A 13,546-nucleotide genomic window follows, 5' to 3' on the forward strand; every position below is an offset into this window, starting at 1 on the left:
TTTCGTTATGGGGTCGAGCACGCAAGCGCGCGTGCCCGACGCAATTTACATGTGCAGGGCGGCGCGCAGGAACCGATCGGACTGATCCAGCATCTTGGCTCGCGCGTCGCTGTCCTCCAGCTGATGGTCGAGGCCGGGGAAGATCACGAGCTCGCTTTTCTTGCCGGCCTTGCGCAGGGCGGCATCCATGGCCTTCGACTCGGCGACCAATACGTTCAAATCATGGTCGCCATGGAACATCAGCACCGGCGCCGTGATGCGATCCGCGTGACGGGCCGGAGAACCCTGCGTCACGATATCGCCCGACCCGATTTGCCGCGCGACGATCTGGCTGTTGGTGTAGCCGATGGCCTCACGCTTGACCATGCCGAGATCGGTGACCGGCGCCACCGCGATGATCGCCTTGAACAGGGTCGGGTCCACTACGTTGGACTGAAGCGCGGCATATCCTCCATAGGACCAACCTACGATCGCCAGCTTGGAGGGATCGGCGATCCCTTCCTTTACCAGCCAGCGTCCGGCATCGCCGATATCGCCCATGGCCTTTTGCCAGCTGCGAAAGCCGTTCTGCGCGTAAAAGGCGTCACCATAGCCGCTCGAACCGCGATATTCCGGTTGGAGCACGGCATAGCCGCGCTGGGCGAAGAACTGGACGAGCCAATCGAAACCCCAGCTGTCGCGATAGGAGGGGCCGCCATGGGGCATGACGATGGCCGGCAGCCCCTTGGTCTGGCCGCCGACCGGCAAGGTGAGATAGGCGGGAATGGCGGTACCGTCCGCGGCCTTGAACGTGATGCTCTTCATCGGCGCCAATGTCAGGTCGGCCAAGGCGGGCCGCGCCTGGAGCAGCTCGTCAAGGTGACGCGTTTGCTTGTCGAAGATATAATATCTGCCCGGATCGGTATCGCTCTCGGCGAAGATCAGGAGCTTCTTTTCGTCGGCGCTCGCGCTCAGAAAGTAAATCAGCGGCGTTTTCGGCAGCACCCGGGCCAACGACGCCGCAAGCTTCTTATATTCGGGGTCGAAATATTCGATCTCGCGGCGATCCGTGGTGAAGGACGCGCCGATGACGCGCCCGCGCCGCCCGATCGTGACGACCCGGCTGACATCCACTTCGGGATGACTGGAGACCAGCTCTTCCTTGAAGCTTCCGTCGAGCGCCACGCTGTACAAAGCATCGCGCCCATTCAGCGTCCGGACGGCATAAGCGAGATCGCGCGTGCCATCGACCGCGATCGGCGTGAAGGCGACCGTGCCTTCCTTCGTGCGCGAGAAGGTTTTCCAGCCACGCTCGCCTGCAGGCCGATACATGTAGACGGTCAGCCCCGTCAGCGTGCCGTCCGTTTGTGCATCATATAGAGCGCGGATCCGGATAGTGCCCTGGCCATCGGTAATATAATCCCGTGCGGTCTTGGTCGGTCTCTCCACAGTCGCCGCCCGTCCTGTCGCGGTATCGACGCGATCCACGCCCAGCCCATCCCCACTGCTGCCGAGACGGGACCCTGTGGTGTCGTCGGGTACGTAATCGCGGGTCATCAGAACGGTGCCGTCCCCCGACATCCAGTCGATGATCTGCCCGTCGAATTGAAGGATGCGTCGTGCCTCCAGCGCCGGACGCCGGCCGAGATAAACGGGATTCTTGCCGTCCTGATCGACGGCGACCGTCCGCGTATAGCCGAGCGGGGGATCGTGCGCGAACTCGACGCCCGCCATTGTGCAGACGATGCGGGTGTTGGAGGACCAGCCGCAGGAGTCGAGGTTCAAGGGCTTTCCATCTTGCTTTGCGGCGAGATGGAACTTGCCGGTCTGGACGTCCATCACGACCGCGTAGGTCATCGTGCCTGCACCTGGCCCGATGTAAACGACGCTCTTCCCGTCCGGCGAAAGGCTTATGTCGTCGACTTCGGCAAGCCGGCCGAACAGTTGCGCCGGCGTCGCCTGTTCCTTTGCAGTCTGAGGTTCAGGTGCCGCCGCTACGGCATAACCCGCATTGATGACCAATGCCGCGCCAGCATAGATGGCACGTACCCGCTTACGCATTCGCTATTCCCCCATTCCCCATCCACAATGTCCAACAGAAATGCGGTGCTCGCAAGCGCATTGCACCTCATTCTCCTTGCTGCCATGTCGCGCCCGACGCTGACGCTGGAGAATCCCCCTGACACGCCGCCAACCTGCCGAGTGGATGCCACATGAGGCCGTCTGGATCGGCTTTCCGAGCCATGCCGAACTGTGGGAAGACGATCTCGCCCCTGCCCGGCAGGAGGTCGTCGCCTTTGCCCGTGCCGTGCATGCCGACGGGCGCGGCGAGCGAGTGATCCTGGTCGCGGCGGACGCAGCATCGGCGGACGCGGCACGCACGCTGAGCGGCGGTGCCGCAGACGTCGTGATCCAGCCCTTTGGTGACATCTGGCTGCGCGACACCGGCGGGATCATCACGCTCGGCCCGGATGGACGACGGGCGGCGCGGTTCGGCTTCAACTGGTGGGGCGGCAAATATCACCTGCCCGGCGACGAAGGCGTTGGCGGGCGACTGGCGCAGGCGGCCGATATTCCGGTGGACAGCTATGACTGGGTGCTGGAAGGCGGCGCCATCGACGTCGATGGCACCGGCCTGGCCGTGACGACGGAGCAATGCCTGCTCAACCCGAACCGTAACCCCGGCTTGCTGCGCGAAGACGTGGAGCGTCGCCTGGCCGAGGGATTGGGGATCGCGCGGCTGCTTTGGTTGGGCGACGGTTTGGCGAACGACCATACGGATGGCCATGTCGACAATCTTGCACGCTTCGTGGCGCCGGGACACCTGGCGCTGCCAACCCCGACGGCCGATGATCCCAATGCGCATGTCTATCGTGACGCGACCGAGCGGGCGTACGCCTTCGGCGTGGATGTCGTCCACCTTCCCTCCCCTGGCCTGATCGAGGTGGATGGCGAGCCAATTCCGGCCTCCTACATGAACTTCTACATTGGCAACGCGGTGGTGGTGGTGCCGCAATATGGCGCGCCGAACGACGAGGCTGCAGTTTCAGCCATCGGCGCGCTGTTTCCGGACCGTGTTGCGATCGGGCATCGCGCCGACCATATCCTGACGGGCGGTGGCAGCTTCCACTGCATCAGCCAGCAGGTACCCAGCACATGACCGAAATCACCGTGGCGGCGATCCAACTCGCCTTCTCCGACGATATCGACGCGAACATCGCCAAGGTCGACGCGCGTGTGCGCGAGGCCGCTGCCCGCGGTGCGCAGGTCATCCTGCCGCCGGAATTGTTCGAGGGCCCTTATTTCTGCCGGGTCGAGGATGAAGGCCTGTTCGCCAACGCCAAGCCAACCGACGAGCATAAGGCGGTGCTGGCGATGCAGGCGCTGGCGGCGGAGCTGAAGGTCTCGATCCCGACGAGCTTCTTCGAAGCGGATGGTCCCCACCATTATAATTCGCTGGCGATGATCGGGCCGGACGGCGCGATCCAGGGTGTCTATCGCAAGAGCCACATTCCTGACGGCCCGGGTTATGAAGAGAAATTCTATTTCCGGCCCGGCAATACCGGCTTCAAGGTCTGGAACAGCCCGCAGGCGAAGCTGGGCGTCGGCGTCTGCTGGGACCAATGGTATCCGGAGACCGCCCGCGCAATGATGCTGATGGGCGCGGAAATCCTGTTCTATCCGACCGCAATCGGCAGCGAGCCGCATGACGAGAGCCTAGATACCGCCCGGCTGTGGCGGCGCGCCATGGTGGGCCATGCGGTGTCCAATGTCGTGCCGATCGTGGCCGCCAATCGCGTCGGTACGGAGCATGGCCAGACGTTTTACGGTACCAGCTTCATCACGGACGAGCGCGGCGACATACTGGCCGAACTGGACCGCGAGGAAGAAGGCGTGATCGTCGCCACGCTGGATCTGGATCGGGTGAAGCGCCACCGCGCCGCATTTGGCTTTTTTCGTGATCGCCGCCCCGAACTTTACGGCCGGCTGGTACAGGATATCTGATGGAGCGTATTGCCTGGCTTAACGGCGCCTTCCTGCCGCTCGCCGACGCCAAAGTCTCGGCGCAGGACCGCGGGTTCCTCTTCGCCGACGGGATTTACGAATTCACAGCCGTGCTGGACGGCAAGCTGGTCGACAGCGAAGCACATCTGGCGCGGTTCGCCCGGTCCGCAGCCGGATTGGACCTCACCCTGCCGATTCCGATCGATGAGATCGAGGCGATCCAGCGCGAACTTATTACGCGCAACGGGCTGGACCAGGGCGGCATCTATTTTCAGCTGACGGGAGGCCCGGCCGAACGCGATTTCCTCGCGCCTTCGACCACGCCAACCTTGTTCCTGTTCACACAGGCGAGCGAGGTAATCGAGCGCCCGACCGCCAAGACCGGCATTGCCGTCGCCACGATCCAGGATCCACGTTGGGCACGCCGCGACATCAAGAGCATCATGCTGCTCGGTCAGGTGATGGCCAAGCGCGAGGCGGCTGCGGCCGGCGCGCAGGAGGCTTGGCTGATCGAAGACGGCTTTGTCACCGAAGGCGCATCGTCCAGCGCCTTGATCGTGACGCAGGAAGGAACTTTGGTCACGCGGCCGAACAGCCATGCGATCCTGCCGGGCTGCACCCGCAAGGCGGTGATGGCGATCGCGGAACGCGACGGCGTGCCGGTGGAAGAGCGCCTGTTCACCGTCGCGGAGGCATTGGCAGCGCGCGAGGCGATTATGACCAGCGCCTCAAACTTCGTCATTCCGGTGGTCAGGATCGACGGGCAGTCCATTGGCGACGGCAAGCCAGGGCCGATCACCCAACGCTTGCGCGAACTCTATATCGAGGCCGCACGCGCCGGGTGATCCATATCTATGCGATCGGGCTGGGCGGCAATCGCCGCCATGGACGCTACGGAGCGCCCTCGGCCGTCTTGCACGCCGCCATCGCACAGCTTCGCCCAATTGCACGATCAGGCATTCTGACAAGCGACCCGCTAGGACCATCCTTGCGGCGGTTCGCCAATGCCGCGATCTTGATCGAGAGCCCTTTGGCGCCGCCGGCGCTGCTCGCCCAGTTGAAGATGATCGAACGCGCCTTCGGACGCAGGCGGGGCCGCCGCTGGGGCGAACGCGTGCTCGACCTGGACATCTTGTTATGGTCGGGTGGACACTGGCGGGATCGGGCGCTCCAGATTCCGCATAGATCGTTGTCGCAACGTCGTTTCGCGCTCGATCCGCTGCGGCAAATTGCACCCAAGTGGCGAATTTCCGACATGCGAACGGTCCGGCAGCAGGCGGCGAGGTTGACCCAACCCCGCCCCGCCCATAGGAGCGTCGCCGGTCGGGTCCGTAGCTCAGTCGGTAGAGCAAGCGACTTTTAATCGAGAGGTCCCGGGTTCGAGCCCCGGCGGACCCACCAATCCTCTCTCCGCAGCCAAGCCCAGCGCGTGAATGTGCGCCCGAGATCGTCGTTTCCTCCATCGATGAAACGATTTCGGATTAATGTGCGTTAGTCGGAGGCGAAACGATACAGCAGGCAGTGCAGGGGGCATGCTTTTGGCGGGGAAGTTTTCGATCGGCGGGTGGCGATCGCGCGTAACGACGGGCGTCGGCGGCATTGCCGCCGTGGTTGCCGGTTGGGGAATTGGCCTCTTCGAACTGAAGACGACACCCCCGCCCCCGGGGCTTGCTGCAGCTAAACCGGTCGATGCCGGCGAGTGGACGCTGCGCCTGGATGGTGTCAGCGTGAGCGATCGGATGCCCGACGGCGGCCGGATCATCGGATCGGACCGCAAGGCGATCATCCTTCATTTGCAGGCGACCAACCGTACCGGGATGACGAGCAACTCGTTCGTGCGCGCCATCCATCTCGATACGCCTATTCGCGGTATAGACGCCCACCCGACGCCCTTTCTGCAGCGGGATCGTGTCGCGACGGGCGAACTGCAGCCGGCGTTGCCGGAGGATATGACCTTGGTGTGGACCTACCCCGCAGGTGAGCCGGTGCCTGCCAAGCTACGCTTTTCCATCGACGCGCGCTCTTACCGGGACTTCGATAATCTTTACGCCCAGCCGGGCTGGTTCGATCCCCAGAAGATCGGTGTGATCGAATTACCGCTCAGCCCAGCGGAAGCTGCAAGCAAGGGAGCTGCTTCGTGAGCCGGCTGACCAGCGTGGCCGCGATCGTGGCCGGCTTTGTGGCCTTGGCGGCCATGCGCGCGACGACCCCGCATTTCATCGACATTACCGGTCCGATCGGGTTCCGCGGCGTGCCCGACAAGCCGGTACGAACGGACAATCTGGTGGTGACAGCAGGGCAGCCTCGGCTTGCGCGTGCGATCCGGTTTCGCGCCGCCGGGAAGGTCGTGACACGCGACACCGGCGGGGTCTGGCTGATCGTGCCGGTCGCATCGCAGGTCGATCATAAAACAACCGCCGTCTATGGCAGGACCTGGCTGACGCAGGACGGCCGGCGTTACGCCGCCAGCGAACGCGTCGAAGGCGCGGATGCGGTCCTGACCTCCACGAAGACGATCCAGCCCGGCCTGGTGCGGCATGATCTGCTCGTCTTCGAAGTGCATCCTGATGTGACGGCCGGCGGAACGCTGCTGCTGTCCGAACAGCGTTTTCCGCAGCTGACGGCGGAAGCGCGAATTCCTTTCCCCAAGACGCCGCCTGCAGCGCCGGTGGCGATGCTCGATCTGGATGACCTTCATGCCAAGCTCTGAACCGCGCCCCACGGCCGGCGCGTCCGAACGGCGCTTGCGCTGGATCGCGCTCGCCAGCCTGCTCGTGCTCGTGCCCGCGACCGTCGCCGCCACAGGCTGGCGCGATTTGCGCGAGATCCGCCGAACCCAGGAATTGGATGCGATCGACGTGCCGCAGGGCCAGACGGTTGCGTATGCCGGTGCGAAGGTCCAGCTGGTCGGGCTCAATGCCATTCCATTCGAACCCGGGCTGCCCAAGGATCGCACCTTCCTACGGGCGCGGCTGACCGTCGAACCCCAAGGTGAGGCGACATCATGGCTCGGCTGCGAAATCCAGGTGACCGATGGAGCTGGCCATGCGTGGACCGCAATCGAAACGGTCCCCGATCTGGTGAAGACCATGTTGGCAAAGCCGGGCGATGCCCCTGGCACCATCTGTGACGGCACCAGCATTTCGGCGGCCGAGCCCGGCCAAAAGGTGATCGTCGACGCTTATTACCTCGTACCGCGTCCGATCCCGGAATTGCGGGTGCGCATGAGCAATTTGGCCGGGCGTCCAGCCTATCTCCAGTTTGCCGCGAGTAAGACTCAATGAGCCAAGAGGTTATGCGTGGCGGGCCGCTCGCCCTGATCGCCGATATGTTTCGCCTGTGGGTCCGCTTCCTGCCACAACTTCTGGCGCTTGGCCTGGGTGGGTTGCTCTTGAATGAGCTGATGATCCAGTTCGCGGTCTGGCTGGGCTATCACAATCGTCTGGCTGGCCTGCTGTCGCTCACGGTGGTCGTGCTGATCAAGCTGATCATCATCGTCGCCATGTTCGAGGTACTGCGCCCAGCCCTTCCGGCGATCGGCCAGGCATCCCAATCCGATCCGGGACCGGCGATCGGCACCAAGGCGACACCCGGCTGGCGTACCTTTCCCGGTATTGTTTCCCGCGCGCTTGTGCCCTTCTTCGCTTATTATGCCGCCTGGGGCTTTTTGGGCGACACGATCCGCGAATATGCGCGGGAAGGCTTGGGCCAATTCAACCCATTCGATCCCACTTATAGCGGATCACTGTTCGACGTGTCGGGCGGATGGTGGCTGATTGGATCGGTCGCCATATTGTGGGCGATCCGGCGGGGCGCCAAGGCGCTCAAGAAGAATAGCGACCATCCCGCATTGAGCATGCTGATCGTTCTCTGCGAGGCCGGATGGACCTTTATCGGTCTTTACGTGATCACGCAGTGGAAGGGCGGCATTTTCAAATGGTTTGCCGACCGGCGCGTCGGCGACATATTTCAAGGGCTGTGGCAGGCGATCACCCACCCGGTCGGCACCGCGCAGGCAGCCCTGCCCGGACCCGTCGAAGCAGCTTCGGCTGACCCGGTCGACATACTGGTCAAAATCTTCTTTTCAGCGCTGCTGCCCGTGGTGTGGCTGGCGCTCGCCGCGTTGATCTATCGTTACGACGTGCACGACGCGAAGGTCGAAGTGACCGGGACATGGTCCCGCCGCGTCGAGGGCACGGTGAACCGCTGGCAATCGCTGCCGAGCTGGTTGCGCGACTTCGTCGGGCATTTCTGGGCCGGCACCGCCAAGCGCTATCGGGCTGCGGCCAACAGCGTCTATCTGGCCGCAGCCGCCGGCATCGTTCCGCTGGTCGTGATGATCGTGCTGTATCGTGCACTCGACTGGCTAGCGGCCTGGGCATGGGTCGGCGCAACGAAGCTGGTCGGGCCGCACTCGCTCGACATATGGCAGGGCGTGGCGAACCAGATTGCGATCGTGCTGGGGCCGCCGAGCTTTCCCGGCGACGGCATCATCCCCCAGACCTTGAAGATCTGCCTGCTTGCCGCGACGCTCGAATGGTCCTTCCGCGCTGGACGGGCGTGGCGGGCCCTGAACAAATAAGCAGGGCACACGCCTACATTGCGTCTGCGACCTGGCGCGGCCGCTACCGGGTCGAAGCTGACCGGACCGCGTTCTGGAGCGCGACGAGATCGGCCTTGAGCAGGGTCGCCCGCTCAGGCGTCTGCGGTAGTGCTGCGTCGATGAACGCGGATGCCCGCTCGTATCGCCCCAATTCCATCGCGATCCGCGCAAGGGTTCGCGCCTTGGCAGGGTGAACCTGCTGGGGATCTTGCTCAGCGATCAGCGTCTCAAAGCTCTGCGGATAGGACGCGTAGCGCGCGAAAAAGGCACGTCCGACGCATTCCCATTCGCTGACGATGAATTCCACGCTCTCGGCCGCTTCTTCCGGCGACGTGCAATAGGACCATCCGAATTCCGGCCCCGGCGGCGGTTCGATCCGATCGCGAAAAACGCAGGATGGCTCGTCGATCCGCGGCGGATCCAGCGCGCCCCCGCCTTCGGGCGGCAGAAAGGACAGATGCGCGCCGATGTTCAGATAACAGGCCCCGCCCGCCGATGCGCCCTGTACATTGAAGACGTGGATGACCGGCTCGTTTATGCGACGCAGCGTCGATCCACTGCCAACGAAGCCTTCCTGCCTGAGGACCGGATACAGCTGTTGGCTGAGCAGCTTCAGGAAAAACTTGCGGTCCATCCGAACTCCCCATGGCAGCATCGCACGGACGGACTGCCCCTGATCGCGACGTCCGATGCGACGACCGGAGCCGGGACAAGCCTTATACATGCTCGCACACGATTGACACCGGCCGTGGCTGCCCTTCCTTTAGCGCAAAGCGAAGAGGATGTCTGGCGATGGCGGTAATCGATGCGGCGGTGCCGAAGCGTACGCCCTGGTGGCAGCATGTCTACGTTCAGGTGCTGATCGCCATTCTGCTCGGCATCGCCGTGGGCCAGATCTGGCCCCACGTCGGTACGCAGTTGAAGCCGCTAGGCGATGGCTTCGTCAAACTGGTGCGGATGATCATCGCACCCGTCATCTTCCTCACCATAGTCGGCGGGATCGCCCATCTGCGAGACCTTGGTGGGCTCGGCCGGATCGTGCTGAAGGCCTTTGCTTATTTCCTGACGATGTCGACCTTTGCGCTGATCCTCGGCCTGATCGTAGCCAATCTCGTCCAGCCCGGCGCGAGCATGCACATCGACCCGGCAACGCTGGATCCCGCCAAAACCGCCGGTTATGTTGCCAAGGCCGAACATCAGAGCATCGTGGGCTTCCTGCTTGCGATCATTCCACAGACGCTGGTCAGCGCGCTGGCGGAGGGCGAGATATTGCAGGTGCTGTTCGTCGCGATCCTGACCGGCATCGCGATCACGATGGTGGGCGAAAAGTCAGCGCCGCTCCTCGCCGTCATCGAATCGGCAGAAGCGGTTGTGTTCCGGCTGGTGGCGATCCTGATGAAGGCGGCACCGATCGGCGCATTTGGCGCGATGGCGTTCACCGTGGGTGAATATGGGATCGGCGTCCTCATCAATCTCGCCGGGCTAGTGGCGACCTTCTACATCACCTCGCTGCTCTTCGTTTTCGTCATCCTGGGCGTGGTTGCGTGGCTGGCGGGCTTCTCCATCGTCCGGCTGGTTCGCTATCTGACGCCGGAACTATTGCTGGTTCTCGGCACATCATCCTCCGAAGCAGCGCTGCCGAACCTGATCGAGAAGCTGGAGCAGGCCGGCTGCGCGCGGCCGGTGGTGGGTCTGGTCGTGCCGACCGGCTATAGTTTCAACCTGGACGGCACCAATATCTACATGACGCTGGCCGCCTTGTTCATCGCCCAGGCGTGCGGCATTCACCTGACGCTAGGACACCAGCTTCTTTTGCTGGGCGTCGCCATGCTCTCGTCGAAGGGCGCAGCGGGGGTGACCGGGGCGGGCTTCATCACGCTGGCCGCGACCTTGCTGATGGTGCCAGCAGTGCCCGTGGCGGGAATGGCCCTGATCCTGGGTGTGGATCGCTTCATGAGCGAATGCCGCAGCCTCACCAACTTCATCGGCAACGCGGTCGCCACGATCGTGGTGGCGCGATGGGAAGGCCAGCTGGATCAGGCGCAGCTTACCCGTACCCTGGCGCCTGCGCCTGCCTCCGCATGAGATCGAAGCGACTCCACCCGATCACGCGGGCAGCGGCACGGCACGTTTAGCGGGTGGCGTTATAGGCCAGCTGGTTCTGAGTCAGCTGGAAGCCGATCAGTAACTCGAAATTGGCCTGATTGATCGCGGCCTTGATCTTGGGATCGGCGAGCGGATCAATCGAGGCGTCGGCGTCGGTCGCCTTGCGCTTGCGGCGCAACCGCTGCTGCGCGACCTCCGGCAACGTCGCAAGAGACTTCTGTACGTCGGCGCCCGCACCGGCGGTTCCGGTCGCACGGATTTGGCCATCGGCGAAGTGGATCAGCACCTGGCTCTGCTGTTTCGACATGATGGTGGTGCCGCCGCGCATGACTGTGGCGAAATAAGGCAGGACCAGATCGCGCGCGCCGTGCGGGCTGGCACGGCGTGCCACCACATCGAACGTCACCTTTGTATGGACAATGTCGCCGGTCTGATCGCAGCTGGTGCGCAAATCGGTGATGGTGGCTGTGACGTCCAGCGCACGTGCATCGGTGCTCTGCTCGGGGCTGAACAGGCTGATATCGCCGGTGTAAGCCGGAATGGCGACCGCCGGACAGGTGGACCGCACGACGTTCAGACCGCCGCTGACGTCGAAATCATCCTCCTTCGCGCAGCTCGCGAGAACCGGCAGTAGGGCAAGAGCGGGAAGCAGGCGACGGATCAAGCGGACATCCTAGCGGATCGAGATTACGGGCAGCACTCATAGGAAGCGGCTTTCGCCGGGGCAAGCTATGCCTTACAGGGCTTGCGATGGACGGAACCGCTGTTACTTCCCCGAACAAGCCGCCGCTTGACCTTCTGATCGCGGCACCGCGCGGCTTTTGCGCTGGCGTCGATCGGGCCATTCGCATCGTCGAACTGTCGATCGAAAAATATGGTGCGCCGGTCTATGTGCGGCATGAAATCGTCCACAACCGCCATGTCGTGGACGCGCTGCGCGCCAAGGGCGCGATCTTCGTCGAGGAGCTGGATGACGTTCCGGACGGCGTGCCGGTGGTCTTCTCCGCGCATGGCGTGCCCAAGGCGGTTCCGCACAAGGCGGCCGAGCGCGGGCTCGACTATATCGACGCAACTTGCCCGCTGGTGTCCAAGGTCCACCGCCAGGCGGAACGGCACGTGGTCGCCGGCCGGCACATCCTGTTCATCGGCCATCGCGGCCATCCCGAAGTGGTCGGCACGCTTGGGCAGGTGCCGCCCGGCACGATGACGCTGATTGAGACGAATGAGGATGCCGAGGCACTCGTTCCCACCGATCCCGACAATCTCGCTTTCCTGACCCAGACGACCCTGTCGGTCGACGACACCGCGCAGGTGGTGGCGACGCTGAAGCGGCGCTTTCCGTCGATCCAGGGACCGCGCGGTGAGGATATTTGTTATGCCACCTCCAATCGCCAGACCGCGGTAAAGGACATTGCCGAGGCGTGCGATGCGATGCTGGTGATCGGCGCGCCCAATTCGTCCAACTCCGTCCGATTGGTGGAAGTTGCCCTGCGTGCCGGCATCCGGGCGCAGCTGATCGAGAGCGCCGACAACCTGGATCTTGCCTGGCTCGAGGGCGTTCGGACGCTGGGTATCAGCGCCGGTGCATCCGCACCCGAGTTGCTGGTCCGCGAGCTGGTCGGGCGCCTGGGCGAACATTTCACCGTCACCGAGCGTGAGATGTCCGGCATTGTCGAGACGATGGTGTTCAAGCTGCCGCGCGCGCTCGAAGCCGCCTGACGCCTGCAACACGATGGCAGTTTACACGCATGTCTCGGCAGAGACGCTTTCGGCGTTGCTCGAACATTATGACGCCGGCAGCCTGGTTTCGGCCAAAGGCATCGCCGAGGGTGTCGAGAACAGCAATTACCTGGTCGATACGACAACCAGCCGCTTCATTCTGACCTTGTATGAGAAGCGTGTCGACAGCGCCGATCTGCCCTTCTTCATGGCGCTGCTGGATCATCTCGCCGGAAAAGGCCTGCCAGTCCCGCGCGCCATTGCCGACCGCAGTGGCAAACAGATCCAAGAAGTGGCGGGCCGCCCGGCATGCCTGATCGAATTCCTGCCGGGCGTCTCCGTCAGCCATCCGACGCCGGCGCAGGGCCGTGCCGCGGGCGTGGCGCTCGGCCAGATGCACGCCGCACTGGTCGACTTTGGCGGCGCACGCACCAACGCGCTCGGCGCCGGCGATTGGCGCGATCTGGCGGAACGATGCGGTGCCGATCTCGATGCGATCGCGCCGGGATTGCGCGCGCGCGTGATGAACGAGCTCGACTGGCTGGATCAGGCCTGGCCGCGGCATCTGCCCAAATCGGTAATCCATGCCGATCTGTTCCCGGACAATGTCCTGATGCGGGGCAATTCGGTCTCCGGCATCATCGATTTTTATTTCGCCTGCCGTGACGTGCGGGCGTGGGACGTTGCGGTGACACACGCCGCCTGGTGTTTCGAGAATGACGGGGAAGGATTCCACCCTCATCGCGCCGCCGCCCTGATCGCCGGGTATGATGAGGGCTTCGGCCTTTCGGCGGAGGAACGCGCAGCTTTCACCGCTTTGGCCCGCGGCGCCTGCCTGCGGTTCCTGCTGACGCGTGCCTGGGATTGGCTGAACACCGCCGCAGACGCCCTGGTGACACGCAAGGACCCCCTCGCCTTCCTGCGCCGGCTCGATTTCTATCGTGACGCCGATCCGGCGGAGTTGGGGCTATGAGCGAGATGCCCGCCGTGGAAATGGCGACCGACGGCGCCTGTAAGGGTAATCCCGGGCCGGGCGGCTGGGGCGTGGTGATCCGTTCCGGTGGCGCGGAGAAGGAGCTGTCGGGCGGGGAACCGCTGACCACCAACAATCGGATGGAAATGACGGCGGCGATC

Annotated in this window: 15 protein-coding genes and 1 tRNA gene; 13 read left to right on the plus strand and 3 right to left on the minus strand. The window is 63.8% G+C overall.

The window, feature by feature from the left end; genetic code table 11:
* Nucleotides 1-45: 45 nt before the first annotated feature.
* Nucleotides 46-2,040, minus strand: a complete 1,995-nt coding sequence (locus tag ACOJSI_RS05615) for an alpha/beta hydrolase family protein (protein ID WP_420137274.1) — start codon at nucleotides 2,038-2,040, stop codon at nucleotides 46-48.
* Nucleotides 2,041-2,158: 118 nt separating this feature from the next.
* Here ACOJSI_RS05615 and ACOJSI_RS05620 point away from each other — a divergent pair, with 118 nt between their 5' ends.
* The 9 genes from ACOJSI_RS05620 to ACOJSI_RS05660 all read left to right on the plus strand — a co-directional run bounded on the left by ACOJSI_RS05620 (nucleotide 2,159) and on the right by ACOJSI_RS05660 (nucleotide 8,566).
* Nucleotides 2,159-3,139: an agmatine deiminase family protein gene (locus tag ACOJSI_RS05620; RefSeq protein WP_420137291.1), complete on the plus strand. Its 981-nt coding sequence runs from the start codon at nucleotides 2,159-2,161 to the stop codon at nucleotides 3,137-3,139.
* Nucleotides 3,136-3,984, plus strand: a complete 849-nt coding sequence (aguB, locus tag ACOJSI_RS05625; protein WP_420137275.1) for an N-carbamoylputrescine amidase — start codon at nucleotides 3,136-3,138, stop codon at nucleotides 3,982-3,984. The genes ACOJSI_RS05620 and aguB overlap by 4 nt, the downstream gene beginning before the upstream one ends.
* Nucleotides 3,984-4,829: a D-amino-acid transaminase gene (locus ACOJSI_RS05630; protein ID WP_420137276.1), complete on the plus strand. Its 846-nt coding sequence runs from the start codon at nucleotides 3,984-3,986 to the stop codon at nucleotides 4,827-4,829. Before aguB ends, ACOJSI_RS05630 begins: the two co-directional genes overlap by 1 nt.
* Entirely contained in the window at nucleotides 4,826-5,347 is a 522-nt protein-coding gene (folK, locus tag ACOJSI_RS05635) for a 2-amino-4-hydroxy-6-hydroxymethyldihydropteridine diphosphokinase (protein WP_420137292.1), read from the plus strand. Before ACOJSI_RS05630 ends, folK begins: the two co-directional genes overlap by 4 nt.
* Nucleotides 5,310-5,385: transfer RNA gene (locus ACOJSI_RS05640), tRNA-Lys, on the plus strand. The genes folK and ACOJSI_RS05640 overlap by 38 nt, the downstream gene beginning before the upstream one ends.
* Nucleotides 5,386-5,522: 137 nt before the next feature.
* Nucleotides 5,523-6,125 carry a hypothetical protein gene (locus tag ACOJSI_RS05645; RefSeq protein WP_420137277.1) on the plus strand — a complete coding sequence of 201 codons (603 nt, stop codon included), beginning with the start codon at nucleotides 5,523-5,525 and terminating at the stop codon, nucleotides 6,123-6,125.
* Nucleotides 6,122-6,694: a hypothetical protein gene (locus ACOJSI_RS05650; RefSeq protein WP_420137278.1), complete on the plus strand. Its 573-nt coding sequence runs from the start codon at nucleotides 6,122-6,124 to the stop codon at nucleotides 6,692-6,694. Before ACOJSI_RS05645 ends, ACOJSI_RS05650 begins: the two co-directional genes overlap by 4 nt.
* The gene (locus ACOJSI_RS05655; RefSeq protein ID WP_420137279.1) at nucleotides 6,681-7,268 is read left to right on the plus strand and encodes a hypothetical protein; all 588 of its coding nucleotides are present in this window, start codon (nucleotides 6,681-6,683) and stop codon (nucleotides 7,266-7,268) included. Before ACOJSI_RS05650 ends, ACOJSI_RS05655 begins: the two co-directional genes overlap by 14 nt.
* On the plus strand, nucleotides 7,265-8,566 hold the full coding sequence (locus tag ACOJSI_RS05660) for a hypothetical protein (RefSeq protein ID WP_420137280.1): 1,302 nt from the start codon (nucleotides 7,265-7,267) through the stop codon (nucleotides 8,564-8,566). Before ACOJSI_RS05655 ends, ACOJSI_RS05660 begins: the two co-directional genes overlap by 4 nt.
* Nucleotides 8,567-8,609: 43 nt before the next feature.
* Here ACOJSI_RS05660 and ACOJSI_RS05665 read toward each other — a convergent pair whose 3' ends face one another.
* Nucleotides 8,610-9,221: a DUF4304 domain-containing protein gene (locus ACOJSI_RS05665; RefSeq protein ID WP_420137281.1), complete on the minus strand. Its 612-nt coding sequence runs from the start codon at nucleotides 9,219-9,221 to the stop codon at nucleotides 8,610-8,612.
* A 158-nt stretch (nucleotides 9,222-9,379) separates the two neighbouring features.
* Here ACOJSI_RS05665 and dctA point away from each other — a divergent pair, with 158 nt between their 5' ends.
* A complete protein-coding gene (gene dctA, locus ACOJSI_RS05670) occupies nucleotides 9,380-10,672 on the plus strand; it encodes a C4-dicarboxylate transporter DctA (RefSeq protein ID WP_420137282.1) in 1,293 nt (430 codons plus the stop codon).
* A gap of 46 nt (nucleotides 10,673-10,718) precedes the next feature.
* On the opposite strand, the gene ACOJSI_RS05675 is transcribed toward dctA, so the two are convergent.
* Nucleotides 10,719-11,357 carry a hypothetical protein gene (locus ACOJSI_RS05675; protein ID WP_420137283.1) on the minus strand — a complete coding sequence of 213 codons (639 nt, stop codon included), beginning with the start codon at nucleotides 11,355-11,357 and terminating at the stop codon, nucleotides 10,719-10,721.
* A gap of 86 nt (nucleotides 11,358-11,443) precedes the next feature.
* Between ACOJSI_RS05675 and ispH the strand changes: the two genes are divergently transcribed.
* The 3 genes from ispH to ACOJSI_RS05690 form a co-directional block, all read left to right on the plus strand.
* Nucleotides 11,444-12,412: a 4-hydroxy-3-methylbut-2-enyl diphosphate reductase gene (gene ispH / locus ACOJSI_RS05680; protein WP_420137284.1), complete on the plus strand. Its 969-nt coding sequence runs from the start codon at nucleotides 11,444-11,446 to the stop codon at nucleotides 12,410-12,412.
* A gap of 13 nt (nucleotides 12,413-12,425) precedes the next feature.
* Nucleotides 12,426-13,385 carry a homoserine kinase gene (gene thrB / locus ACOJSI_RS05685; protein WP_420137285.1) on the plus strand — a complete coding sequence of 320 codons (960 nt, stop codon included), beginning with the start codon at nucleotides 12,426-12,428 and terminating at the stop codon, nucleotides 13,383-13,385.
* Nucleotides 13,382-13,546: RNase H family protein (locus ACOJSI_RS05690; protein WP_420137293.1), on the plus strand; the 165-nt coding region annotated here is incomplete at its 3' end. The genes thrB and ACOJSI_RS05690, both read left to right, overlap by 4 nt.

Source organism: Sphingomonas sp. (assembly GCF_048595155.1).
Classification (GTDB): domain Bacteria; phylum Pseudomonadota; class Alphaproteobacteria; order Sphingomonadales; family Sphingomonadaceae; genus Sphingomonas_I.